The organism is Winogradskyella marina (assembly GCF_015645385.1).
Lineage (GTDB): Bacteria > Bacteroidota > Bacteroidia > Flavobacteriales > Flavobacteriaceae > Winogradskyella > Winogradskyella marina.
In genome coordinates this window covers 107454-133850 of the sequence record NZ_JADOET010000010.1, presented here as the reverse complement: position 1 = coordinate 133850, position 26397 = coordinate 107454, and the positions used below count along the sequence as shown (strand labels likewise).

The window sequence follows — 26397 nt, the reverse complement described above, 5'->3', positions numbered from 1 at the left end:
AACGGTTTTGTGTATGCTTTGTTGCGTGTTTAAGGAACTAAGTTAGCAAATTAATAACCGAATAGAAAATCCGCGAGGATTTTCGTAAGTAGGCTAGAACTAGCAATAAAATATACACGGTGTTGTGCTTAGTATTTTATTTAAATCTCACAATTCTTGTCCTCTTTACTCTTACTGCTTCTCCAAAGTGAATTGCTGGTTTCCAATTTGGCATTTCCTTAATTATTCTAATAACTTCATTGTTAGCTTTTTCATTTAGGCTTTGTAAAATTTCTACATTAGTTATTTCTCCATTTTTTTCGATAATAAATGAAGCTCTAACAGTTCCTTTAAAATCCTTCATGTTTTTAATTTTATCTTTGAAATATGTGTTCAAAGAATCTCTGCCTCTAGAAAATTGAGCATTTTCTTGAGTAGAAGTAAAGACAAAATCAGAGTCTATTTTCGGTTTAATTTCATTTTTGTATTTCTCAGTTGATTTGTATAATTCTATAGATTCTTGTTTTGCCTTATCAAAAATGTTGTTTCCAAATTTTTTATAAATCAACTCTTTCATTGTTGTTGAATAGCATTCGGATTCAGATGACACCAAACAACCACCATCACCAACAGTAATGCCATATTTTGATTTAATGTGTTCAGCGTAAAATTTATGAAATTCCCAGTCAAATCGAACAATTAGACCATAGGATAATGACTTGTAAATTCCTTTATTCGCGTCTTTTTTTGCTCTTTCAGTTCCATATTCACAAGTTCCATAACCATCAGGCATTTTTGGTTTCGGAATATTCTTGTTTTTCGACTGAGAATAGGAAGAACCAATCGTTAAAAACAACAGAATTATTATGTATGCAATGTTCTTTTTCATATTAAGCACAACGGTCTTGTATATGAAAAGTAGCGGGTTTTGAAGCACTAACTTTTCGGTTTATAACTGAACTTTATTTTATTATTTATCTTTCGTTTAAGCACTAAAGCCGCTATTTTTTATATACGTTGTTGTGTTTTCGTACTTTTTTTCGTTCAGTTCGTAGCGTTGGCAAAGGCATACTCTTTTGCAATTTTTGGTGTCGCGTTGGCTGGTGCGGATTGCAAATGTGTATGGCTTTTAGCGTTGGCAAATTCAAGTCGTAAAATTTCATCTATTGCACTTATGAACTTCTCGTCTTTACTCTTTTTGTAATTAGAATATAAGTCTAAAATTCGGTCAACTTGTGATTCTGATAGAGTGGATAAATCAAGCATTTTTGATTTGTTCAAATCGTTTGGCTCAAATTTCTTTAAACCATTTCCATACTCACGTCTATTATCACTAAAAATTTCTTTTGCAACATCAGTTAGTAAATATGCAAATAGTAAATCATTAGTAACCTTTGAAAATAAATTTGAATTTGTAGGATAGACACAATGAAAAGTAGTCAAATTAGAGATTTTCGCTTCATTGCGTATAAATTTAACTCCATTTCTATTGAATACAGAAACCCAAATTGGTGCAGGTGGACGATTTTCCAAAGAATACCAAGGTTTTCTACTTTTAGTTAAATATTTTTCATTTATTTCTTCCTGAACTCCTTTTTCTATGTAATCTAAAACATTCTTATTGTTAGAGTTTTGGCCATCAAATAAATATGCCAATTCATTGTTTTTTACTAAATTCTTATAATCAGATTCTGTAAAGAAATTACTTTTCACATCTTTTGCTTTGCAAATGCAAGGCAACAAGTTTTCTTTTGGAATAGAAAACTCTTTAGCTTTTGATTCTTTGAATGTAAAATAATCATTTGCACCAGTTGCAATACCTCTCACAACTTTGGCATAAGATGAAAATGGAACAAGGTTTTTGTAGTTGATTGAATTTTGTAGTTGATAATATTTACGCCATTTGATATTTGGGTCTAAATCGTTTAGTTTAAAATTAAATTCGCCTTTTTCTTTTGGATATGACTTTATATAAGTATCAATTAGTTGTAAATCAGATTTAGAATCTATTGTCGATATATTTATTTCTGAATTGTTTTTGTCATTGGCTAAAAGAAGTATTGATGCAGTAGTCATAGCATCATCAAAAACATTTTCTTTAAAATCGATAACAAATAAGTGTCTTAAAGTTTTAGTTTTTAGAAGGTATTCTTTTACTAATTTCCCATAGTCGGAATTTAGAAATTCAGATGGGATAATATAAGCAGCTCTACCATCTTTTTTTAATTGATATATTGATTTTAAAAGGAAAAGTGTGTATAGGTTTGTAAAACCATTGAATTTAAATTTTAAATTATTCTCAACTTCTTGCAATATTTGTTTATTGTCATAATCGTGAAATTTTAAATATGGTGGATTGCAAATAATTCCATCATATTTGTTTTTCCAATCATTGTACATATAATCTTCAAGGTTTAATGAAACATTTTTTTGAGATTCAAAATATGTTCTTGCTTCATTAAGAATCGTTTCATCAATATCAAAACCTTTAATTTTTAATTTATCGTGTTTAGATAACAAAGTCCTTGAAAATATACCCAAACCAAAAGCTGGTTCTAAAACTGTTTTTAGTGATTTGTTGCCAAGTAACCAATCAGACATAAGATTTGCAATTGGTTGTGGTGTAAAAAATTGAGCAAATTCTTTACGATGAGTTAAACTAATCTTATTTGTATATTTTTTTTCTAACTCCATCCTAAAAATCTGTTATGTTTAATAATTCTTTAAGGCTGTCAATATCTAAATAAGCAGTTCCTTTTTCAAAACTAACGTAAAACAATAATCTTCCTCGACCCATTTCTCTTCTTACACTTTTGTGTTCAGGTTCAAGTACTTTATAAGCAACTTGATTTGTATTACGCGTATTAATTTTTACTGTCGTTTTATTTTGGTTCTTTATGTCTTGACTAATTTCATAGTGCGTTCCTTCTTTATCAGGTTCAGTAAGTAAAGTCAATATGTTTTTAAAGGATATTCCGTAAGATTTGTCAAAGAAAACTTGAAAATAATAATGTGGAACATTGAATGTTTCAGCCCATTTATAAACGACCTTAACGTCTTCTATTTTAGGTGTAATACTTAAATAATCTCTTTTCTGAACAACGTTTATATTATCTTTTAAGTCCTTAAAAAGTAAAGAAAGTTGTTGAAGTCTATCGGTTGCTTTCCAACTTGGTCTTCTGAAGTTTATAGCGTTGATAGTTTCTTCATTAATGCTATTTAAGATACCTATGAAGTGTTTCTTCTTCTCATCTTTTAAAATGTCTGAATATTCAGCAAGTATTTTGTCTTTTACAGCAAGTGCTTCTTTAAGATGATATGCTGTTCTATCTTGCATTTCTTTTTCATATTTATCAATGAGAAATGCACTCGAACGTATTTCTAAACCTGCTATTGATTTTTTTACATAGTCTGTAATCGAAGAATGTTCAAGTTTACTAATGTCATATCCAAGTTTAGCATCAAAATCAGTTTTTTTAAATACAAGTAAGTCTGGTCGTTTGCCAATAGTATCTAATTCATCTTGAAAGTCTGTATAGAATTTATCAAATCCACTATCTCCAGCAATTAAGTCATCTGATTTTCCATATCGTACAGCTACATAATTATCCGAAGTTTCATTGATTGCTCTAAAAATCAAATCTTCCGCCCAATCTCCTTGTTCTTTGTTAGTAATAAAGTTAGAAGATGCTTGTGTTGGTGGCGATGTTCTATCTCTTGGTATAGTAAAATCAATTATTGATGTAGGTATAGTTTTTGTAACTTCCCTTAACTCTTCAAAGTAGGTCATAGTGTTTTTCTGTATTTTATTTCTTGTTCAGCAACTTTTAAAACTTCAATTGCCTTTTTTTCATCTTTGATTAAGTCATAAACTTTATTGGCAAGCCACAAAGTTTCTAATTCAGAATATGAATATTTGAATAACTTACTAATGGTTGTCAGATGCTCTTTTTTAAGATTTTTTTGATTACTCTCAATTTTACTTAAATAGGCATCTCCAACTTCTAATTCATAAGCGAGTTCTCTTTGTAACATTCCTGTTTTTTCTCGTAATTCCCTTATTTTCTGACCGATTGTCATTTTCCTTATTTTGACTTGACTTAATTTGGTCAAATATACTAAATGTTTTTGAAGTTTTTATTTAAGCGATGGAAAATTTTAGCTCTTTTGGTTTTTTGAGCTTTGGAATTGAGCGTTGGCAAAAACCAAAAGTGCTAAAATATGCGGCTGGCAGTATGAAACACAACGTGTTTGTATATGGTTTGTTGCGTGTTTCAAGCAACTAATTTAGTAAATAATTACCGACCAAGAAAGTCTGCGAGGACTTTCGTAAGTAGGCGAGAAGCCAGCAATAAATTATATACGGTGTTGTACTGCGTTTATTTCATTTTTGATGTAAATATATTCTTAATTGTATCCAATTCCTTTTTGTATTTCAAATCTGTTCTTGATGCAAAATATAAGGTATTTTCCGTTTCTACTTTTCCTTCCCAAACTAAATTTATTTCGTTGCTTAAAATTTGTTCTTGACATAAAAAATCTGGAACTAATGCAAGTCCGTTTCCATTGTTTAAACATCTTATAATAGAAGTAATGTTTGGTAAAATATAGTTAGGTTTGAAAGTAGGTTTCTTATTAAAATTCTCAAACCAAAAACGTCTAAAATGTTCCATTTCGTTTGATGAACTATACCAAACATTTTGACGTAGTTCATCTTCTAGCTTACTTAAATTTTTTGATTTAATGTGTTTTTGTATTTTAGTTACATTCGTTTTGTTTCCTGCTATTAAAACGATTCTTTCTTTTGAAAATGGAATATACTCAACTAATGATTTTTTTTCATTCTGTTTTTTAGGTGTTATTACTAAATCTAAAATGCCATTGTTTAGGTCTTTTATTAAATCTGTATGTGCTCCAAATCTAGCTACTAGGTCAAAGTCTAGTTTGCGAATTTCGGGCTCAATAATTAGCTGAAACATTTCTGAACACATTCCAATGTTTAGAGACGGATTTTTTTCTTGCGTTGTTTTTTTAAAATGCTGTTCTGCAATTTCAAGTTTTTTTAAAGATTCAATAATATATTCGTATAAAAATTTGCCATCCTCTGTTGGAATCATTTTTCTCGATGTACGTTCAAATAGTTTTTTACCAACATAAGCTTCTAGTGCATTTAAGTGTACACTAACTCCAGGCTGTGACGCATATAAAGCAATAGAAGCTTTAGTTAAAGTTCCGTTTTCATATATTTCCTTAAATGTTCTGTACCATTCTAAATTTACCATAGCTATTAAAATATTTATACAAAGGTATGATTTGTATTATTTTTACAATAATAAATATTACTTTAATTTTGTCTCAAATAAAATAAGATACAAATGAAAAATATATTTATAATTAATGGAAGTCATCCATTTGCGCATTCTGGTGGAAGATTTAACGAAACACTTTTTAATAATACTATTTCATATTTTGATACGCTTGAAGAATTTGAAGTGAAGTTTACTCAAGTAGGTGAAAATTATAACGTAAAAGAAGAAGTTGAAAAATTTAAGTGGGCAGATATAGTGATTTATCATACTCCTATTTGGTGGTTTCAAATTCCTTTTGGGTTTAAAAAATATATAGATGAAGTTTTTACGGAAGGTCATCAAAATGGTATTTATTCAAGTGACGGAAGAAGTAGAAAAAATCCAAACATCAATTACGGGACTGGTGGTTTAATGCACGGAAAAAAATATATACTTACTACAAGTTGGAATGCACCTAAAACCGCATTTACTTTAGAAAATGAATTTTTTAATCAAAAAAGTGTAGATGAAGGTGCTATGTTTGGGTTTCACAAAATGAATGCTTTTACAGGAATGGAATTATTAGCAACACATCATTTTCACGATATGGAAAAAAATGCAGATGTTCCTTTAGAGTTGAATAATTACAGTGCTTTTTTGAATGATTTAATGATTAAATTGTAATTTATCTGGTTTCGTTCCGAAAATGCAGTACAACGTGTTTGTGTATGATTAGTTGCGTGTTTAAGCACTAAAGTTAGCAAATAAATCACAGATAGAAAGTCCGCGAGGACTTTCGTAAGTAGGCTATTACCAGCAATGAATTATACACGGTGTTGGCAGTAGTACTTTATTATTCAATCCGATTTTCATCATTCATTTTAGTTGGATTTTGTCGTGTGTCAAAAACATCATTAATTATAATTTCATTATCTACAATTCTGTAAATAAGTTTATAATGTCCACTAATTAAGTATCGGTGATTTTTATTTAGAACTGTCAAATTAGGTTCTACTGGACCAGAATTCGGATTTTTTATTAATTGTTTCGAGGATTTAAGTATTTGCTTTCTGATTTTATGAGCAAGTTTTTTATCTACCTCAATAGAATAATAATCAAAAATGTCTTTTAAATTTCTGATAGCAAAATTAGTCCAAACTATTTTCATTGTTACCAATTTGCTGATATTCTCTCTAAATCTTCTTGACTTTTTACATTCCCATTTTTGAAATCCAATTCAGATTTTTCAATTCGATTAACTAATTCCTCGACAGTAAAAGGTTTTAATTCAGGATTATGTTCAATCTCTCTTTTTAGGATGTAATTTTCCAATTTGTCAAATAATATCTCGTCCTTAATTTGGGCTAGATAAGTTATTAAATTGAGTTTTCGAGTTTGTAAATCCATAATTTGTGTATTTAATCAAAAATACAATTTTTTTACTAAATGTTTATTTGAAAAACAATTTTCTTGTATTACTGCCAACGGTCTAGCATATGCTTAGTGCGACCTTAATTAGCATTATATTTTTCTCAATTTACAGACTTTTATAAAAATACTCAAACTTATTTTTCAATCACTGACCCGAGCATTAAGTATATGCATTGTTGCACGCAGTTTTTTAATTTTCGATTTAGCTCTTGAATTTGATCATATTTAAACCTTAGAAATCCTCAAAATAATTTCGAAATTTTTCGGCGCGCTTGACTTTTCATCGTTTTGTATTTTCAAAGATTGATTTCATTAATTCCTAAATTCGATGATCTAGCTTTAGTCATATTTTCATAGCGATTTTCAAACCAACCGATTTCGTTAAGCTTGTCATTATTCTACAGTTAAAAATTCGTTTGGCTGACTTTCTGATTTTCTCCGTAGCGATTTTCAATTCCTCAACTTTTGGCTAGCTCGTCTTGAATCTGAATATAAATTCTATTTGGCAAGCAACAGAATTCATTCCTATTTTCAGAGTGATTTTTCCAATTTCTGATTAATATTTGATTTGCAAATTTCAATTTATAATCGAAATTTGATTGAGGATAAATGTTGAAATTAAATTGCGTGCAACGGCTTTGGCTATGATTTCGTTGCGGAAAAATACGCAGGAATTATTCCGTTGTAGCTCAAAGATAGAAAAAAGCGTGGAATTTTCGGTAGAAAATTCCGCCGCAATGAATTATAGCCGTTGTTGGCTAAAGTACCGACACGCTCTGCTTGGCACGCTCTGTTATGCCGTCCGTACAATTTTTTCCACTTTACTCTTTTTCCGTCCACTTTTTATGTCTAAAAATCCGCTGACTTATTTTTAAAACTGAGACTTCAAATTCTTTTTTTCTTCTACTTCAAATTTTTGATTTGACCTTCAATCCGGCTAATTTTTTTTCCGTTTCTTTATTTTTATTCAATTCAGCTTTCTTGTCAGCGTTGTGTTTTTCATTCGGCGTAATGCTTTTCAATTCCGCTGTTTTCTTTTTAAGTCAGTTATTTCTTTTAAGAACTAATTTTTGTTTTTTACTTCATCTTTTCAAGCAGTCAGATTCATTATTTTTCCGCTTTGCTTTTCATTCCGAGGTATTTTTGCCAACTGGTTATATAAAAACAAATATAAGTGTTTAACCTTTAAAATTTTGGGATAACAAAACTTTTTGTGACTCTTTACGGGTTTTTGTTAAAGCCTCCACAGTAGTATCTAACGGACTGCTTATTTGCATTAAGTCCCTATGTGCCACATGTGTGTAAATCATAGTTGTTTCGGGTTTTGCATGACCCAAAAGCAATTGAATATGACGCAAATCAACACCATTTTCTAATAAATGCGTCGCATAACTATGTCTTAAAACATGTGGTGTAACTTGCTTTGTAATTCCTGCTTGTTTACAACTTTTCTTTAAAAATTGTCTAACACTAGTTGCAGAATATGGTCCGCCATCTCGTCCTTCTATAACAAATAGAGTAGGTTGGTAGGTATTCACGTAGTTTAACATTAATGGTTTTAAAACTTCGCTCATAACGACACTCCGATCTTTTCTACCTTTTCCTGAATTTACGCTCAATTTATTTCGGTCAAAATCAATAGCGTTTAATTTTAAGTTAATTAATTCGCCAATCCGAAGACCACAAGAATAAATTAAACCTAAAATAGCTCTATGTTTTAGGTTTTTGGTCACCTGAAGGAGATCGATGACTTCTTCGCGCGATAATACTACAGGTAACTTCTTACTTTTTTTTGGACGTTTTAAATATTCTGTTGCCAATTCAGGAAGCTCACAAAAATTGGCGAGATATTTTAGTGCACTAACACATTGTCTATGACTGCTAATACTGTAGTTTTCACCAGCTAAAACAACTTCAAAAAATAAGTCAATATCTTTTTTTGTAATCGTTGAGATGGCTTTGGGCTTGCATTGATCCAAAAAGCGAAGCACAAAATAACCATAAGTTCTAACGGTACTTTTGCTAAGTCGTTTACCGCGCAAATAACCAGTATAAACTCTTAATAAATCTTTGTATGCTAATGGCAATGCCTTAAACATTGCTGCCATGCTTTGACTTGGTTTTATCTTTTTTGCTTCCTTATACGTCGTGTTAGTAGATTCCACTAAAGCACTATAATTAACATAAAAACCATTTGTTTTAAAATATTGAAATAAGGCGTTTGTTGTACCTCTTGAAAATGGAACATAATATGTGCCGTGCGTTTTTGACCACTTTACACCCCTAAAAGAACGAACGATATGTTCTGTTCGTTCAGAAAATATAAAACCTATCGCAATATGGTTTTCACTTTTATGATAAAGCTTAGTGAATGTTATAGTTTCATTATAAGACATAAAAATTTGATTACCAGTTATGTAAATTACATAAAATCCGGTAAAAAAATGATTTTAAACTGAAAAAACTACAAATTGTAGCGAAGTTAGAACAAAATCATAACACCTTTTATTTGAAGACATTATTCAGTACTTTCCTCCATAGTATGATACACGTTTTGTACATCATCATCCTCTTCAAGCTTTTCTAATAACTTCTCTACATCTTCTGCTTGTTCGGCTGTGATCTTTTTTGTCACTTGCGGAATGCGTTCAAATCCAGATGAAATAATCTCGATATCATTTTCCTCTAAATACGATTGAATACTACCAAAACTTTCAAAAGGCGCATAAATCATAATGTATTTTTGTTCACTTCCGTCTTCATCTTCGTCAGTATCTTCAAAAATTTCTTCAACACCAAAATCAATCAACTCTAATTCTAATTCTTCAAGATCAAAATCCTTGTCTTCAATTTTAAAATTACACGTATGGTCAAACATAAAAACAACCGAACCTGATGTTCCTAAACTTCCATCGGTTTTATTAAAGTAAGAACGCACATTGGCAACCGTTCGTGTATTATTGTCTGTCGCCGTTTCTATAAGTACTGCAATGCCATGTTGTGCATAACCTTCAAAAAGTACTTCTTTATAATCGCCCTGACTTTTGTCTGAAGCACGCTTAATAGCACGTTCCACATTATCTTTAGGCATATTTACAGACTTGGCATTTTGAATCACTGCCCGTAAACGCGAATTACTATCGGGATCCGGACCACCTTCTTTTACAGCAATTACAATATCTTTACCAATACGTGTAAAGGCTTTGCTCATTGCAGACCAACGTTTCATTTTCCTTGCTTTTCTAAATTCGAAAGCTCTTCCCATAGTAAAAAAAGTTATAAATTATTAAATAAATAAAGACCCTAAAATTAGGTGAAAGCAAATTTAATAAAATATTGAAAGTGTAAAAGTAAGATTGAAGCAAATTATAATATAATCACAATAATAGAGTAGTGTTGGCACAAAGTTTTAAGCCATTTTAGTTTTTTGAATTGAAATTAGTCTATAACAATGCTATTAACACCTAAAACGGTAAATTTTAATTAAGGATATACAAGATACTTTGTACTAAATACGTTGTACTTTTTACTTCACACTTCACACTTCACACTTCACACTTCACACTTCACACTTCACACCAAATACTCCATCATTCTTCCACCTCCACAATAGCTTCAATAGCATCTGCTAGTTTAAAATCTTTTTCAGTGACTCCATCCACATCATGTGTAGATAGCGAAATTTTTAAAACATTATAAGTATTGCTCCAGTTCGGATGATGCTGCTGCGCTTCACATTCAAAAGCAATTCTGCTCATGGCACTAAAGCAATCTTTAAAATTATCGAATTCAAATTCTGCATGAATCGCATTATCGTAGTAATCCCAATCAGGAAAATGTAACAAATTCTTTTCTATAGTGGCATCGTCTAATTTCATGTATATCATTTTAAGAGGTTGAGTTTAAAATTAATAAATTTAAGCTTGATTAGGTCGAAAAGCCAATTAACTCTTTAACAACTTATTTAGAAAGTGCATTCAGAACCATTTCACTGGTAACCTGAAGGTGTTTTGGTAATTTATTAAACTTCGGAAGGACGGCCAAATACCGATCTTCATTAGAGGTAAACACCTGTTTAATAACCACTTTTTTCTCTGTTATTTGTGATAAAACATCTTTTACAAATTCATCATGATGTACTAAATCTGTACTTCCCAAATGAAAAACACCATATTTATTTCTATTGATTATATAATGAATTTGCTGTGTTAATTTTTTATCTAAGGTTACATTCATTATTAAATTCGGAAATACTTCAACAGCATTAGTTTCTAAAATGGCCTCCTTCATTTCTAAAATCCGAGGTGAATTTAAACCAAAAACCATTGGAACTCTGAGAATGGCTACTTGCTGTTTTGCTAATCGTAAAAGTGAATTTTCAATTTTTATTTTAAAATGACCATAAATACTATGGCTTAACGTTTTATCTAACTCGTAACTTGGAAACTTACTATACGAGTCAAAAACATTGGCAGAAGATAGAAATATAATTTTACAATTAGTCGCTATAACATATTCTTCAATATGCTGATGCGCAATAAATTGTGCGTTAAAATCACCACGAACTGCAGAAATAATTATCGATGGTTTACAAGCTTCTAAAATCTCATAGACATCATCTTCTTCTACGTTATAATGAAAAAATTGATGATTGTTATCGTAGTCTTTATTTGGCGTTCTATAGGTTCCGAAGGTTCTAAAATAAGGCCCTAACTCTTTATAAATAGCATTGCCAATATAACCACTTGCTCCAAGTATAAGTATACGATGTTTTTGTGATTCGTCTTTCTCAACCTGCTTCATTAATCAAACTACATTATAAATTATTAGTATCCGAAAAAAAATGGTCTAATGTCATACATACCTTCTGAAAATAGAAAACGTTAAGAATTTTTAAACAACACCTTACTTTTTATAAAAAAAAAGCTGTTTATCAGTTTGTTAGAATTAAGTCTTAGTTCATTATTCTAAAAGCGAAGCGGTCTAATATCTAAGATCATCCTTTATAAAAAGGAGGTTTAACAACGGTTGCAGGAATCGCTTTTTTACGCACCTGAATAAATATTTTACTATCGACTTTAGAGAATACTTTTGGTACATAACCCATACCAATGCCGTAGCCTAAACTCGGACTCATTGTACCAGATGTCACCTTACCAATAGTTTTTCCATTACCATCAACAATGTCGTAACCTTGACGTGGAATACCACGTTCATCAAGCTTAAAAGCAACTAACTTATTTTCTGGTGTGCGTTCTTTTTCGGCTTGTAAAGCTTCGCTATTGGTAAACGCTTTATTGAATTTACAAACCCAACCTAATCCAGCTTCAATTGGCGAAGTGGTGTCGTCTATATCATTGCCATATAAACAATATCCCATTTCTAAACGCAACGTGTCTCTTGCTGCTAAACCAATTGGTTTAATACCAAATTCAGCTCCAGCTTCAAACACCTTATCCCAAATTTGTTTCACTTCAGAATTCTTACAATAAATCTCAAATCCACCACTTCCAGTATAACCAGTTGCCGAAATTATAGCATGTTCTATACCTGCAAAATCACCAACTACAAAGTTGTAAAACTTAATAGCAGATAAATCATGACTAGATAAAGACTGCATCGCTTCAATGGCTTTAGGACCTTGAATGGCTAATAAAGAATAGTCTTCACTTAAATCGCGCATCTCTGCACCAACATCGTTTTTAGAGGCAATCCAGTTCCAATCCTTTTCAATATTACTTGCGTTAACTACTAACAAGTAAGTCTCGTCTTTGATTTTGTAAATAATTAAATCGTCTACAACACCACCATCATCATTTGGTAAACAGCTGTACTGTGCTTTTCCAACGACTAATTTAGAGGCATCGTTACTAGACACTTTTTGAATTAAATCCAACGCATTAGGACCTTCAATTAAAAATTCTCCCATATGCGAAACATCAAAGACACCAACAGCTTTTCTAACCGTTTCGTGTTCAATATTTACACCTTCATATTGCACAGGCATATTATAGCCTGCAAAAGGTACCATTTTTGCACCAAGTGCTTCGTGTGTAGAGGATAAAGCTGTATCTTTCATAGTGTTCCCGTAATTGCGATAAAATTTATATTAAACGTTATGTCAATGTACAAAATTACATATTTTTTTGTGTCTAACAGTTGAAATAACTTTTCAATTTTAAGCTTGAAAAATGTTTAATTTAAATAATTAACGATATCGCAATGACGTCTTGCAGTTTACTGTTTTTTTAGTCCTAAAAATTGAAGAACTTCGAGGTAGAAATAATTAAAAATCAATAAGCCATTCGTCTATATCCTTATCATCTGAACCATGTAAAACGGAAATATCTCCAGTAGATTCAAAAACCACCGCTTTAACTTCAGATAATTGAATAACGTTTGCCTCTCGTAACTTCGCCTTTAAATCCGACGCTGTAACCTTACATTTTTCTAGACGACCTTCAATAATTTTACCGTTTAGCATCAGTAAAGTTGGCTTGTTATCTATGATACGTCTCATAAATTGCCATTTTCTAGCTTCAGCAACCAGCATTTGTATAGCATAAATTATAACTAAGCCTGTAATGCCATGTTGAAGAGAAACAGATTTTGAAATTATAACTGTTGCCAAAATAGAACCGATAGCCACTGTCATTGCAAAATCGAAACTAGACATTTTTGAAAAACTTCGTTTACCACTTATTCGCGTTAAGAGAATCAAAGCAAGATAAATTCCAATAGCTGTCAATACTATTGCAAAAAGACCGTCAGCTGAAAATTTAAACCATTTATTCATAATACACAGGATTTTGTTTCCTTAAATATGAATGTATTACGCTTAAGAAATTAACCCATACAAGATTTTAATTAACCAGTTTGAAAATATAAACCTCTTAAAATCTGCTTTAGTTTTCAAATGCATCAATCCTTTATGTAAAAGCAACAATCAATTTGAAATGTTTATCTGAAATTAGCAGATATCATTTAAAACTTTTATATCATGAATTCTAATTATAACGACATACTTAAAGCTTGTCAACAATGCATCATCGATTGCCGAATTTGCCTGACCGAAATGGCAGGTAAAGCCAGTAAAAATGATTGCCCAAAATGTTGTATTCAATGTATAGACGCTTGCGATGTGCTGATTAAGATGATAACTTCAGATAGTCCATATGTAAAGCAATATGCTTTATTATGTGCGGAAATCTGCAAATATTGTGCAGACCACTGTGGTGAACATAATCACGACCATTGTAAAAAATGTGCTGAATCGTGTAAGACATGCGCCGAACGTTGTGAACAAATAGCAGCATAATATTTGGTAACAGAAATGAGCAATCACAAAACATAAAACATGGCCATACTAGGAAATATAATTAAAGGAGTAATAGAGTTAAAGGATACGTTTTCTTCCGAAACAAATCATGCTGAAGCGCAAAAACAAGTTTTAGAAACATTACTTGAGAGGGCTAAAGACACTCAATTTGGAAAACATTATCAGTTTGAAGCACTTTTAAAATCTTCAACAATTCAAAAATCGTTTGCAGATAGCATTCCTTATTTCGATTATAATAAAATCAATGAAGACTGGTGGCACAAACTTCATGAGGATGAAATAGATGTAACATGGCCTGGAAATCCGTCATACTTTGCCATAAGTTCTGGTACCACAGGAAAAACAAGTAAACGGATTCCGGTAACCAACGCTATGATTGATGCCATAAGAGAAGCAGGAATTAAACAGGTGTTCTCATTAAAGAATTTTGATCTTCCAGCAGATTTTTTTGAAAAAGAAATTATGATGTTAGGCAGTTCTACTAATTTAGATGAAAAAGAAGATCATTTAGAAGGTGAAATTAGTGGTATTTCGGCTAGTAATATTCCTAATTGGTTTCGTAGTTATTACAAACCAGGTATTGAAATTTCGCAAATTGAAGATTGGGATGAGCGTGTACAACGTATTGCCGAACGTGCAAAAGATTGGGATATTGGTGCCTTGAGTGGTATTCCATCTTGGATAGAATTAATGCTTCAAAAAGTAATAGAACACCATAATCTTAATAACATACATGACATTTGGCCAAATCTACAAGTATATACGTCTGGTGGTGTGGCATTTGGACCTTATGAAAAAAGTTTTAAAGCGTTATTAGGTAAACCAGTAACGGTTATTGATACCTATTTGGCATCCGAAGGTTACATAGCAACACAAATAAGACCAGAAACCGATGCCATGCAACTCAATACTGATAATGGTATTTATTTTGAATTTGTGCCGTTTAAACCCGAATATATTAATGAAGATGGATCTTTAAAAAATGAAGCTCCTGCCTTAACCATAGACCAAATAGAATTAGACCAAGATTATGTGTTAATTATTAGTACTGTAAGTGGTGCTTGGCGCTATTTAATAGGTGATACCATTGAGTTTACAGATATTAAACGTGCCGAAATTAAGATTACAGGTCGTACTAAATTTTTTCTAAATACAGTTGGATCTCAATTATCGGTTAATAAAATGGATGATGCCATACGAGACTTGGAAAAGCAGTTTGATACTACATTTTCTGAATATACCATTTGTGCCAAACGTGGTGACGACGATGAGTTTTACCATTATTGGTATTTAGGTTCAGAACTTACAGGTGTCGACGAGCAAAACATAGCAGACGCTTTAGATGCGAGTTTAAAAAACGCGAATAAAAATTATAAAGTCGCTAGAAGTAAAGCATTACATGGTGTAAAGGTCAACGTAATTTCGCCAAAACGTTTTTACGATTGGAACGAACGTAATAAGAAAAAAGGCGGCCAAGTAAAAATGGAACGTGTTATGAGTGAAGACAAATTTGCCGATTGGGAAGCTTTTATTAATGGATAAATAAAATTGATTAATCTATAGATTAAAAAATAGCATAATAAAATTGAAAGGATTGTATAATTGGTAGGATTGTCCCCTTGAGGGGACTTCAGGGGTGTTTTCATACAGCTATATGAATAACATTGTTCCCATTAATTTGAGTATAAATAAAATACTTTTTGAGTTCAATTTTACTTTTTCTCACATCTCACATCTCACATCTCACACCTCTATTCAGCATCCCGTTCTTCCACCAAATGCATTATTTCTTCTGGTGATAAATAATACTTTATAATGCGATCTTTATAGCTTTGCGTAATATCTGCATGATTCAAAATAAAATCTTTAGTTTTTAAAATATAACGTTCCATACCATGTGCCACTGCAAACGAATCTGCTGCACGTTCGGCTTCAACTATATGGTTGTCAGATAAGAGGTATTTTATACCAAACCATATTAAATTCAGTTTGTTACGATTTTGATAGTCCATAATATGACCAAGTTCATGACCAATCCAACCAATAAAAATAGCATCAGGAATTTGTCGTGTTAAAAACTCCTTGTCTGCAATTTTAAATTTTTCGCTAATAAGAATCACATAGGTTCTATTCTTACGGCTTTTAAAAAAACTACTAAACCTTGGTCTTGCTTGCATTGTCGATTTTTTAATGTTTTTCTTAAATCGAAATTCAAGATTTGTATTATCTAATTGTGGATAGTATTGCAATGCTGTTTCTACGTTCTCTCTTATGTCTTCTGGTATAATGTGCTGTGCACTCATGTTTTCAATTAGTAGTGTTAGTAATATGATTATGAATCTTTTCATACTATCGAAATTTAAGCGTTACATCTAGAACCGTTTAAGGGAATACCTAAAAATATTGACCCATTTAAATATTCATGTTAAAATTTTAAATTACTACAAACAGTAGCAACTAGCAGCTATTATATGTAGTATTTTTGTCATTCGAAAATTAAAATAAGGAGGAAACAGGTTGTCTTTTGAACGTACCCAAGAAAAATTAAAAATATTAGCAGATGCCGCCAAGTATGATGTATCGTGTTCATCTAGCGGAAGCAAACGCAACAACACTAATAAAGGCTTAGGTGATGCCACAGGCATGGGAATTTGTCATTCTTACACCGAGGATGGTCGCTGTGTGTCTTTACTAAAAGTATTACTCACCAATCATTGCATTTTCGATTGTGCGTATTGCGTTACTCGAAAAAGCAATGATGTAAAACGTGCCGCTTTTAAAGTGCAAGAAGTGGTGGATTTAACCATTAATTTTTACCGCAGAAATTATATTGAAGGACTTTTTCTGAGTTCAGGTATATTTAAAAGTCCTGATTATACCATGGAACGCTTGGTAGCTGTCGCTAAAAAATTACGACAAGAAGAAAACTTCAATGGTTATATTCATTTAAAATCTATTCCTGGAGCTTCAGATGAATTAATGCGTGAAGCCGGACTCTACGCTGATCGATTAAGTGTAAATATTGAAATTCCGACTGAAGCTGGACTAAAAAAATTAGCACCAGATAAAAAACGCGAAGATTTTATTAAACCCATGGTGAAGGTAAAAAATGAAATCATTCAATATAAAGCCGAAAAGAAAATTATAAAGAGCACTCCAAAATTTGCACCAGCCGGCCAAAGTACACAAATGATTATAGGAGCAAGTGGAGAAAATGATTTTCAGATTATGCAAACCTCAAATCATTTTTACAACAACTATAATTTGAAACGCGTCTATTATTCGGGTTATGTGCCTATAAGTTATGACAATCGTTTACCACAAATTGGCAGTGCTGTTCCTATGCTTCGAGAAAACAGATTATATCAAACCGATTGGTTGATGCGTTTTTATGGCTTTGATGTCAGTGAAATTTTAAACGAACAACATCAGAATTTAGATTTAGATGTGGATCCCAAATTAAGTTGGGCATTACGAAATCTCCACGAATTTCCTGTAGATGTGAATACCGCAGATCAACGTATGTTGGCTAGAATTCCTGGTTTAGGAATGAAATCAGTTTATAAAATTATAAACGCCAGACGCTTTAGAAAATTGAATTGGGAACACCTTAAAAAAATTGGTGTCGCATTAAATAGAGCACAATATTTTATGGTATGCGACAGCAATCAGTTTGAAAAACGAGATTTATCAGCAGAAAAGATTAAAGGTTTAATCCTTCAGAATTCAACAAGTAAATACCAGAAAATATTAAGTAATCAATTAAGTTTATTTGGATAAATGCAAGCCAAAAATCTCATATATGACGGAACTTTTGATGGTTTTTTATCTGCTGTTTTCTATGTGTTTGAACACAAATTGAAAACGGTAACGATTCAAAATGAATTTACAGTTCAACACCGTTTATTTTTAGAGAATGAGACCATTCATACAGATGAACTTAAGGCCAATCGTGTTTGGAAAGGTATCAAATCAAGGTTGTCTTCTAACGGGAGTTACCAGTTGTATTATGCTTTTTTGAGTGAAGACAGTGGAGTAGAGGACTTACTTTTAGAGTATATACAATATGTGTTTTCACAACGAAAAAAAGTAGATAAAGATTATACGCATCCATCTATTTTAAAAATTGCACAAATTGCAAAATCTGTAGGACGCGAAAAACATCGGATGGAAGCTTTTGTGCGATTTAGACTCACAAAAGATGCTATTTATTTCGCAAGTATTGAACCCGATTTTAATGTGTTGCCTTTAATAGAAAAACATTTTAAAAGACGTTATGCCGATCAGAAATGGGTGATTTATGATATAAAGCGTGGTTATGGACTATTCTATGATTTAAATAAGGTAGAACTTATAAATATGGATTTTCCTGAGAATTTTAACTTTACTAAAACCGATAATGCCTTTTTTGCAGAACAAGAATTCGAATTTCAAAAACTATGGCAAGATTATTTTAAATCGACAAACATAGAATCACGTAAAAATATGAAACTTCATATTAGACATGTGCCCAAGCGCTATTGGAAATATTTAAGCGAAAAACAACCTAATTAGATTTTAGTTGGCTAACATAAGCTTTTGCCCAATCTTCAATTCGTGGTCCAAAACATTCTAAAATAGCATCCACACCAATTACGCTACCTTTAGCCAAACGGCCTAGAACAGCAATAGGTACATCATTTTTATCATCTGGAGTTATGACATAACCATCAGCAGTTGTCTCAATACCAAGCTTTGAATGAATGGGTTGTATTAAATCATTTTGAAGTAGGTTTTTAATAAGCGGTGACGTAACGTCTAACAGTTTTGGAGCATCTAAAACACTATTTATCATAGTAGAACACGTTATAGATTCTTTGTCAGCATTTGTGAAGTTCCAACCTTCAGCTGTCAATTCTATTTCTGGATCGTCAACAAAGTCTAGCGATAAAACATCAGCATCAACTAAAGCTAAAAGCTGTTGCATACTTTTAATTGGAGGACCGTAAGAATACCGTTTACTGTGTTCGTCTAACCCAATCACTTGCTCAATTATGTCATCATTCACTTTAGCATGCGAAAACGCTTCGTATAAACTGGGCTGGCAATGACGCCAAACTTGTCCTATGCAAAAATCTAATGATACCGGAATAGCTCCTAAAGCCATATCAATATAATTCTGAATGAGATTATATGTTGAAATACTAGAATCTTGAATCAAGGGATGACTAAAATTTTCAGCATTCAACCAGTTTAAAATAAGTGTCTTTAATTCTGCTTTGCTTAACGAATGTGAAATTCCTTTATCTTTTAAATCTAAAAAAATCCGCACTGTTATTTTCGCAATAGGATCCGTTAAAAAATCAATGGAATCCGTTGCTGTTGATTGTTGAGAAACGGCTTCAATCTCAGATTTAAAACAATCTAATTCTTCTGCAGTAGGTTGGTACCATAAATCTATACTTTCATTTAAAGGTTTTGGAACCAATGGTAAGCCATCCAAAGAAAAAGGGACAAGTTTTACCTGTTGTTCTCTTACTTTGTAATAAATAGTTTCAAAAGTATCTTGCTTTATTACTTTAAAATTCCCAAAATTATTGATGGTAAGATAACGCATTACATCAATCATAGCCAATCCAAAACCTCTAATTCCTATGTTAATAGTTGATTGATTTTTTATAGATTTAAACTGAGTAATTGGATAAGGATCTTTAAAAAGCGATAATGATTTAAAGGAGTGAGCAAATGATTGCCATGCTTTCATTTGGTCAGAAAGTGCTGTGGGTTGATGTCCTATAGTTAAAAGTAAATCATCACATTGCCAAGAGTGGTTCGCGGTATCAATGTAAAGTTTCTGACTTTTTAAATTAATATTTTGAACTTCAGCATTCCTATATTTGAACGATTCTAATGTCGTTAAAGCAATTTCTAATGATCTATAGCGCTCGTTAAGATAGTTTCCTAGTTTATTTCTTGCAGGAAAAGCATCAGGTTCCTTTTTGTTTTGAGAAAACTGACACCAATCATGATAAGACGGAAACGCTTCAATGGTAATATCACCATATGCGATTTTAGGTCGCTTTTTAATACCAATTAAGGCACGTTCTGTAATATTAATCCAATTAGAATCGGGTTGCGTTTGGTCCCAAACATTTCCGGTTCCTGGGCTGCTATTGGCATCATATACATGGATATCAATAGGTGTATCTGTCTTACTCAGTTCAATGAGAAGGTTCTCTAATGCATATAGACCTCGTGGTCCCATTCCTATGATTGCAAGTTGTTTCATACGGTTTAAAATTAACCAAAAAAACCACCTCGTAAAAGGTGGCTTTAAAGATATAATTTATAACTTTTTTTTAAAATTGGTATCTAATTCCTAAAGCGATATCAAAATCTAAATCATCATTAAAATCGCCAAAACCAAGTTCTGGTCTAAAATCTAAAGATAACAATAGCGGAATATCGAAGTTGTATTCAATACCAACATCACCTGCTACAAAAACAAAAGTATCGTTAAAATCATCTCCATGGTTATTATCATAGCTATAGGTCCCTAATCCACCACCAGCACCTGCATACCAGTTAAAACCTCCATCTATATTCCATACCCATTGGTACAATCCGGCGAGTTTAAAACCATCGTAATTATTTCCACTTCTCCAACCTAAATCTACTTCTAATCTATTGTTGTCACCAAGTGCACGTTGATATGTCACTTCTGTACCAAAGCCATCACTATCACCTAATCTCAATCCAAGCGCATTTTCTGCAATCTCTTGTGCGCTAGAAAAGCTTACAAATCCGATAGCAAAAACACCTAATAAAAATAATTTCTTCATAATAATATTGATTTTTTAATTGTTAGTTTTAACAACTTATAAGTTGCCATTAATCATTGAGCAAATTTAAATCATAATAAAAAGATTTGTCATAATTTTATGACAAAATTATAATCCATATCAATCCATTGTTAACGCTAATGCCTAATATCAACACTGAGGATCTTAAAACACTTAATTCTAAATTAGCAGGTGAGCTGTTTTTTAGTGATTTAATGCGCAAACTCTATGCTACAGATGCTTCAGTATATAGAAAATTACCCTTAGCCGTTGCGTTGCCAAAAAGTAATAAGGATATTAAATTACTAATTGATTTTGCAAAAAACAATCAAACGTCTTTAATTCCAAGAACAGCAGGAACCTCATTAGCTGGTCAGTGCGTAGGAGAAGGTATTGTCGTTGATGTTTCAAAATATTTCACTCAAATTTTAAACATTAACGAATCTGAAAAAACGGTAACCGTTCAGCCAGGTGTTGTTAGAGATGAGCTGAATAATTACCTAAAACCTTTTGGCTTGTTTTTTGGACCAAACACATCGACGTCTAACCGTTGTATGATTGGTGGTATGGTTGGTAATAATTCATCTGGAACCACATCAATTCAATATGGAGTTACACGCGATAAGGTTTTAAAACTAAAAACCATTTTAAGCGATGGAAGTGAGGCTGAGTTTTCGAGTGTAACACGCGATGAATTTCAAGATAAATTAAAATTAGATACACTTGAAGGCACTATTTATAACACTATTTACAATGAATTAAAATCAGAACGTGTTCAAAACCAGATAAAAGAAGCGTTCCCGAAACCCGACATACATCGTAGAAACACAGGTTATGCTATTGATGAATTAATTAAATCTGATGTTCTTTCAACTTCAACTTCAACTTCAACTTCACATTTTAACATGTGTCAATTGTTAGCCGGAAGCGAAGGAACCTTAGCCTTTACAACCGAAATCACCTTACAGTTAGATGATTTACCACCTACAGACAGTGCAATGATAGCCCTGCATTTTGATAGTATTGAAACCTGTTTAAAATCTGTATCACACGTTATGCAACACAATTTGCACACCTGTGAAATGATGGATAATTCCATATTAAACCTTACAAAGCACAACAAAACACAACAAGAAAATAGAGCTTTTATTGAAGGTAATCCAATGGCTATTTTAATGTGTGAGCTTAAAGCGGATAGTTCTCAAGAACTTGAAACCTTAATCGATCATTTTTTAAAAACCGTAAAGACTTTAAATCTTAGTTATGCTAATCCGGTTTTAAAAGGAGATACCATAAATAATGCTGTTGAATTACGAAAAGCAGGCTTAGGGCTTTTAGGAAATCTAATTGGCGACAAAAAAGCCGTTGCTTGTATTGAAGACACTGCAGTTGCCTTAGAAGATTTAGATCATTACATTTCAAAATTTACAGCACTAATGGCGTCCTATAACCAAAGTGCGGTATATTATGCACATGCTGGAGCAGGTGAGTTGCACCTAAGACCAATATTAGACTTAAAACAAACTGAAGATGTTGCGCTATTCCGTAAAATTACGACAGATGTAGCCAAATTAGTAAAGAAGTACAAAGGTTCAATGTCTGGTGAACATGGTGATGGTATTGTGCGATCAGAGTTTATACCGTTGATGATTGGTGATGCTAATTATGAAATCTTAAAACGAATTAAATCGGTTTTTGATCCTCATACCATTTTCAATCCTGGAAAAATAGTAGATGCTTATCCCATGGATAAAAACCTTCGTTATGAAGTTGATCGAAAAGAACCAGAAATAGAAACATTATTAGATTTTTCGCGTTCTGATGGTATTTTACGTGAAGCCGAAAAATGTAATGGTTCTGGTGATTGTAGAAAATTACCCGAATTTGGAGGTGTCATGTGTCCGAGTTATAGAGCAACTAAAAACGAAAAAGATACCACACGAGGACGTGCTAATACGCTTCGAGAATTTTTAACCAATTCTGAAAAAGAAAACAAGTTTGATCATAAAGAACTTAAAGAGGTTTTCGATTTATGTCTGAGTTGTAAAGCGTGCGCAAGTGAATGTCCAAGTAGTGTAGATGTCGCTAGTTTAAAAGCTGAATTTCAGTACCAATATCAGAAAGAAAACGGCGTGTCTTTTAGAACAAAATTGTTTGCTTACAACAATAGGATTAATGGGGTTGCGAGTCGTACTCCTGCATTAATTAATTTTATGTTTTCTAATAGGTTTACGGGGTCTATTATAAAATCTGTTGGTGGAATTGCGAAAGAAAGGAGTTTGCCTTTGTTGTCAACTAAAAGTTTAAGTGAAATATCACAAATAGCTAACAATAATGTAGTTGGTGATGGATATGTAAAAGAAGTTATTTTGTTTATTGATGAATTTACAAATCATCTTGATGCTGAAATTGGAGCGGATGCCATCACACTTTTAAATCATTTAAATTACAAAGTAACTTGTGTTTCTCATGCTGAATCTGGTCGTGCAATGCTCTCAAAAGGATTGCTTGAAGATGCCAAAAAAATGGCGAATACTAATGTTGCAAAATTTAAAAATCTAATTTCAGAAAACACCGTTCTTATTGGCATTGAACCATCGGCTATTTTAACATTTAAAGATGAATATATAAGACTAGCTGACGATAAAGAAGGTGCTCAATCAATCGCTAAACACAGCTTTTTAATAGAAGAATTTATTCAACAAGAAATTGCACTGGGACATATAAAACCAGAACAATTCACCAAAGAAGATAAAACCATAAAGTTTCATGGACACTGTCATCAAAAAGCCTTATCGAATCAGAAATCGAGTTTTGATGTTTTAAACTTACCAGAAAATTACAAGGTTACTATTATTCCGAGTGGTTGCTGCGGCATGGCAGGCAGTTTTGGTTACGAAAAAGAACATTATGAGGTCAGTATGCAAATAGGCGAACAAACCTTATTTCCTTCTATTAGAAAAGCTTCTCAAAACACTGTGATTTCAGCTAACGGCACCAGCTGTAGACATCAGATTAAAGACGGAACAGGTCGTGTGGCCAGACATCCTATTTCGATACTAAAGGACGCTTTGTTATAGGTTAGTCTTTAGACTTCTTTTTCTTTTTGTCAGATTTAGGACGATCAACAATAGTAATTGCAGCGATTAAATCTTGCAATTCCATATCTTTTAATTCTTCATCAGCGTAAAAAGCAGACATTTTATCTTCGTTGTAATTGTATATTTTCCAACGTTTAAACTGATATTCCAATGCCGTAAAGTTTTCTACCCAATCACCAGAATTTAAATAGGTTGTTTTACCGTGTTTGTTTTCTTTTTTGAGCATTTTAGGCTGATGAATATGACCACAAACTACATAATCATAACCATTTTCTATTGCTAAATCGGTAGCTACATTTTCAAAATCATTGATATATTTTACTGCACCTTTTACGCTGTTTTTTATTTTTTTGGATAACGAATAGCGCTCTTTTCCAATTTTGTCTAAAATCCAGTTCGTTAATTGATTAATGAGTATAAGAAAATCGTAACCCCAACCCCCAAGTTTAGCTAACCATTTTGCATTTTGAATGGAAATATCAAAAACATCACCATGGAAAAACCAAGCTCTTTTACCATCTAAATCTAAAACTAGTTTATTGACAATGGACACATTTCCAATTTCGGTATCTGTAAACTTTCGCAGCATTTCATCATGGTTTCCGGTGATGTAAATAACTTCAGTACCATTGGCTGCAAAGTCCATTATTTTCTTAATCACACTAAGATGCGATTTAGGAAAATACCGTTTTTTAAATTGCCAAATATCCACAATATCGCCATTCAAAATCAATTTTTTAGGCTCAATACTATTCAGATACGTTAATAAATGCCTAGCATGGCAACCATAAGTACCAAGATGTACATCTGAAATGACCGCAATTTCTATTTTTCGTTTTATTTTCACTACGAAAGGAATCTATTATTACAAAGAACTTCAATATATTTAAGAAACAGGTTATGACATAATTAACTATGTATGAGCAAAATGTTATTAGAATATTACCTGAATATTAAATGTTTTTATGTTGAAGATTAAGAAGGTTTTAAAAACTATATACAATAGTAATTTTAGGAAAAACGGTATGGTATTTTCGTTTTTATAATATAACAATTACATTAGCGTAAAATAAATGGCAATGGCAGGAAATTCCTTCGGAAAATTATTCAAACTTACAACTTACGGTGAATCACACGGTAAAGCAATTGGAGGCGTTATAGATGGCTGTCCATCAGGATTAAAACTCGATTTAGAAGCCATTCAGCAAGATCTAGACCGAAGAAAACCAGGACAATCTAAAATAGTTACACAACGTAAAGAACCAGATACTGTAGAATTCTATTCGGGTGTATTCGAAGGTTTTACGACAGGAACACCAATTGGTTTTGTAATTCATAACACCAATCAAAAATCTAAAGACTATTCGCATATAAAAGATGTATATCGTCCAAGCCATGCAGATTACACCTATGATAAAAAATATGGTATAAGAGATTATAGAGGTGGAGGACGTAGTTCTGCACGTGAAACCGCATCTAGAGTTGTTGCTGGAGCCATTGCCAAGCAAATGCTGAGCCAAATTAAAATAAACGCGTTTACCTCTTCGGTTGGCGATATATTTATTGATAAACCATATCAAGATTTAGATTTTAATAAAATTGAATCTAATGTTATTCGTTGTCCTGATGAAGCCACAGCTGAAAAAATGATTGCTAAAGTTGAAGCGATAAAAAAGCAAGGTGATACTATTGGAGGCACTATAACTTGTGTGATTCAGAATGTACCTGTTGGTTTAGGAGAGCCTGTTTTTGATAAATTGCATGCAGAATTAGGAAAAGCCATGTTATCTATAAACGCCGTAAAAGGATTTGAATATGGAAGTGGGTTTTGTGGAGCAAAAATGAAAGGTAGTGAGCACAATGATCTATTTAATGAAGATGGTTCTACCCAAAGTAATTTGTCTGGAGGCATACAAGGTGGTATTTCTAATGGTATGGATATTTATTTTAGAGTCGCTTTTAAACCTGTAGCAACAGTTATTCAAAAACAAAATGCCTTAAATAGTTCTGGCGAAATTGTAGAGATGCAGGGCAAAGGCAGACACGATCCTTGTGTGGTTCCAAGAGCTGTACCAATTGTTGAAGCCATGGCTGCTTTGGTTTTGGCGGATTATGTTTTGTTGGACAGAGTTAGTAGATTTTAACTGTTTTATGGCTTGAATCTAGAACAGGAAAATAAAGCAAAAAGAAAGCTAAAGTCGTTAACGATAGAGGAGTGGCTTACATTTTTTCTTTTTCCAATTAAGAGTAGAAATCAATTATTTCCAACAAAGTCCTTTAATGACCTTGAAGAAAAAAGGTTTGAAAAATTTGGATTTGAAAAGAAGAGAAAACAGGCAAATGAAGCTAAATTCTTTGGTATCTTGTTTTATATTAATCTGATACTGGGAATTATTGTTTTAGTAAATAAATATTAATTATGAGAATCTTGCGAAAGC

General features: G+C 32.2%; 25 protein-coding genes. 8 read left to right on the top strand and 17 right to left on the bottom strand.

Features of this window, described 5'->3' with window-relative positions; translation table 11 throughout:
* Window positions 1–136 precede the first annotated feature (136 nt).
* The 4 genes from ITJ86_RS12370 to ITJ86_RS12355 all read right to left on the bottom strand — a co-directional run bounded on the left by ITJ86_RS12370 (window position 137) and on the right by ITJ86_RS12355 (window position 4059).
* Window positions 137–868 (bottom strand): energy transducer TonB, encoded by a 732-nt coding sequence (locus tag ITJ86_RS12370; RefSeq protein WP_195871954.1) that lies wholly within the window; start codon window positions 866–868, stop codon window positions 137–139.
* A gap of 155 nt (window positions 869–1023) precedes the next feature.
* Window positions 1024–2673, bottom strand: coding sequence for an HsdM family class I SAM-dependent methyltransferase (locus ITJ86_RS12365; RefSeq protein ID WP_195871953.1), 1650 nt, complete (start codon window positions 2671–2673; stop codon window positions 1024–1026).
* A 1-nt stretch (window position 2674) separates the two neighbouring features.
* Entirely contained in the window at window positions 2675–3769 is a 1095-nt protein-coding gene (locus tag ITJ86_RS12360) for an AccI family restriction endonuclease (protein ID WP_195871952.1), read from the bottom strand.
* Window positions 3766–4059: a helix-turn-helix domain-containing protein gene (locus ITJ86_RS12355; protein WP_195871951.1), complete on the bottom strand. Its 294-nt coding sequence runs from the start codon at window positions 4057–4059 to the stop codon at window positions 3766–3768. Before ITJ86_RS12355 ends, ITJ86_RS12360 begins: the two co-directional genes overlap by 4 nt.
* A 68-nt stretch (window positions 4060–4127) precedes the next feature.
* Between ITJ86_RS12355 and ITJ86_RS12350 the strand changes: the two genes are divergently transcribed.
* Window positions 4128–4265, top strand: a complete 138-nt coding sequence (locus ITJ86_RS12350; protein ID WP_195871950.1) for a hypothetical protein — start codon at window positions 4128–4130, stop codon at window positions 4263–4265.
* A 93-nt stretch (window positions 4266–4358) separates the two neighbouring features.
* Here the strand turns inward: ITJ86_RS12350 and ITJ86_RS12345 are convergent, their stop codons facing one another.
* Complete coding sequence (locus ITJ86_RS12345; RefSeq protein ID WP_195871949.1) at window positions 4359–5261, bottom strand: LysR family transcriptional regulator; 903 nt, start codon at window positions 5259–5261, stop codon at window positions 4359–4361.
* A gap of 93 nt (window positions 5262–5354) precedes the next feature.
* On the opposite strand from ITJ86_RS12345, the gene ITJ86_RS12340 reads away from it, so the two are divergent.
* Window positions 5355–5951, top strand: a complete 597-nt coding sequence (locus tag ITJ86_RS12340; RefSeq protein WP_195871948.1) for an NAD(P)H-dependent oxidoreductase — start codon at window positions 5355–5357, stop codon at window positions 5949–5951.
* 169 nt (window positions 5952–6120) lie between these two features.
* On the opposite strand, the gene ITJ86_RS12335 is transcribed toward ITJ86_RS12340, so the two are convergent.
* From ITJ86_RS12335 to ITJ86_RS12300, 8 genes are all read right to left on the bottom strand, one after another.
* A complete protein-coding gene (locus ITJ86_RS12335) occupies window positions 6121–6435 on the bottom strand; it encodes a type II toxin-antitoxin system RelE/ParE family toxin (RefSeq protein ID WP_195871947.1) in 315 nt (104 codons plus the stop codon).
* A gap of 2 nt (window positions 6436–6437) precedes the next feature.
* Entirely contained in the window at window positions 6438–6674 is a 237-nt protein-coding gene (locus tag ITJ86_RS12330) for a hypothetical protein (RefSeq protein ID WP_147865303.1), read from the bottom strand.
* A 1202-nt stretch (window positions 6675–7876) separates the two neighbouring features.
* A complete protein-coding gene (locus ITJ86_RS12325) occupies window positions 7877–9094 on the bottom strand; it encodes a tyrosine-type recombinase/integrase (protein ID WP_195871946.1) in 1218 nt (405 codons plus the stop codon).
* Between the two features lie 122 nt (window positions 9095–9216).
* Window positions 9217–9963: a YebC/PmpR family DNA-binding transcriptional regulator gene (locus ITJ86_RS12320; RefSeq protein ID WP_195871945.1), complete on the bottom strand. Its 747-nt coding sequence runs from the start codon at window positions 9961–9963 to the stop codon at window positions 9217–9219.
* A gap of 325 nt (window positions 9964–10288) precedes the next feature.
* Entirely contained in the window at window positions 10289–10576 is a 288-nt protein-coding gene (locus ITJ86_RS12315) for a 4a-hydroxytetrahydrobiopterin dehydratase (protein WP_195871944.1), read from the bottom strand.
* 82 nt (window positions 10577–10658) lie between these two features.
* Window positions 10659–11501, bottom strand: coding sequence for a sugar nucleotide-binding protein (locus tag ITJ86_RS12310; RefSeq protein ID WP_195871943.1), 843 nt, complete (start codon window positions 11499–11501; stop codon window positions 10659–10661).
* Between the two features lie 193 nt (window positions 11502–11694).
* The gene (gcvT, locus tag ITJ86_RS12305; protein WP_195871942.1) at window positions 11695–12777 is read right to left on the bottom strand and encodes a glycine cleavage system aminomethyltransferase GcvT; all 1083 of its coding nucleotides are present in this window, start codon (window positions 12775–12777) and stop codon (window positions 11695–11697) included.
* Window positions 12778–12984: 207 nt separating this feature from the next.
* The gene (locus tag ITJ86_RS12300) at window positions 12985–13494 is read right to left on the bottom strand and encodes a DUF421 domain-containing protein (RefSeq protein WP_195871941.1); all 510 of its coding nucleotides are present in this window, start codon (window positions 13492–13494) and stop codon (window positions 12985–12987) included.
* 561 nt (window positions 13495–14055) lie between these two features.
* Between ITJ86_RS12300 and ITJ86_RS12295 the strand changes: the two genes are divergently transcribed.
* Complete coding sequence (locus ITJ86_RS12295; protein ID WP_195871940.1) at window positions 14056–15579, top strand: GH3 family domain-containing protein; 1524 nt, start codon at window positions 14056–14058, stop codon at window positions 15577–15579.
* Between the two features lie 209 nt (window positions 15580–15788).
* Here the strand turns inward: ITJ86_RS12295 and ITJ86_RS12290 are convergent, their stop codons facing one another.
* Window positions 15789–16385, bottom strand: a complete 597-nt coding sequence (locus ITJ86_RS12290) for a hypothetical protein (protein WP_230080294.1) — start codon at window positions 16383–16385, stop codon at window positions 15789–15791.
* Window positions 16386–16554: 169 nt separating this feature from the next.
* Here ITJ86_RS12290 and ITJ86_RS12285 point away from each other — a divergent pair, with 169 nt between their 5' ends.
* Both ITJ86_RS12285 and ITJ86_RS12280 read left to right on the top strand, forming a co-directional pair.
* Window positions 16555–17817, top strand: a complete 1263-nt coding sequence (locus tag ITJ86_RS12285; protein WP_195871939.1) for a putative DNA modification/repair radical SAM protein — start codon at window positions 16555–16557, stop codon at window positions 17815–17817.
* Window positions 17818–18591 (top strand): TIGR03915 family putative DNA repair protein, encoded by a 774-nt coding sequence (locus tag ITJ86_RS12280; protein ID WP_195871938.1) that lies wholly within the window; start codon window positions 17818–17820, stop codon window positions 18589–18591.
* On the opposite strand, the gene ITJ86_RS12275 is transcribed toward ITJ86_RS12280, so the two are convergent.
* Both ITJ86_RS12275 and ITJ86_RS12270 read right to left on the bottom strand, forming a co-directional pair.
* Window positions 18584–20305 (bottom strand): FAD/NAD(P)-binding protein, encoded by a 1722-nt coding sequence (locus ITJ86_RS12275; RefSeq protein ID WP_195871937.1) that lies wholly within the window; start codon window positions 20303–20305, stop codon window positions 18584–18586. The two genes, ITJ86_RS12280 and ITJ86_RS12275, sit on opposite strands and share 8 nt — an antisense overlap.
* Before the next feature lie 70 nt (window positions 20306–20375).
* The gene (locus tag ITJ86_RS12270) at window positions 20376–20858 is read right to left on the bottom strand and encodes a hypothetical protein (RefSeq protein ID WP_195871936.1); all 483 of its coding nucleotides are present in this window, start codon (window positions 20856–20858) and stop codon (window positions 20376–20378) included.
* A 140-nt stretch (window positions 20859–20998) separates the two neighbouring features.
* Here ITJ86_RS12270 and ITJ86_RS12265 point away from each other — a divergent pair, with 140 nt between their 5' ends.
* Complete coding sequence (locus ITJ86_RS12265; protein WP_195871935.1) at window positions 20999–23938, top strand: FAD-binding and (Fe-S)-binding domain-containing protein; 2940 nt, start codon at window positions 20999–21001, stop codon at window positions 23936–23938.
* Window position 23939: 1 nt separating this feature from the next.
* Here ITJ86_RS12265 and ITJ86_RS12260 read toward each other — a convergent pair whose 3' ends face one another.
* Window positions 23940–24806, bottom strand: a complete 867-nt coding sequence (locus ITJ86_RS12260) for a UDP-2,3-diacylglucosamine diphosphatase (RefSeq protein WP_195871934.1) — start codon at window positions 24804–24806, stop codon at window positions 23940–23942.
* Between the two features lie 232 nt (window positions 24807–25038).
* On the opposite strand from ITJ86_RS12260, the gene aroC reads away from it, so the two are divergent.
* Window positions 25039–26103 (top strand): chorismate synthase, encoded by a 1065-nt coding sequence (gene aroC, locus ITJ86_RS12255; protein ID WP_195871933.1) that lies wholly within the window; start codon window positions 25039–25041, stop codon window positions 26101–26103.
* A gap of 12 nt (window positions 26104–26115) precedes the next feature.
* Window positions 26116–26376 (top strand): hypothetical protein, encoded by a 261-nt coding sequence (locus tag ITJ86_RS12250; RefSeq protein ID WP_195871932.1) that lies wholly within the window; start codon window positions 26116–26118, stop codon window positions 26374–26376.
* Window positions 26377–26397: the final 21 nt, after the last annotated feature.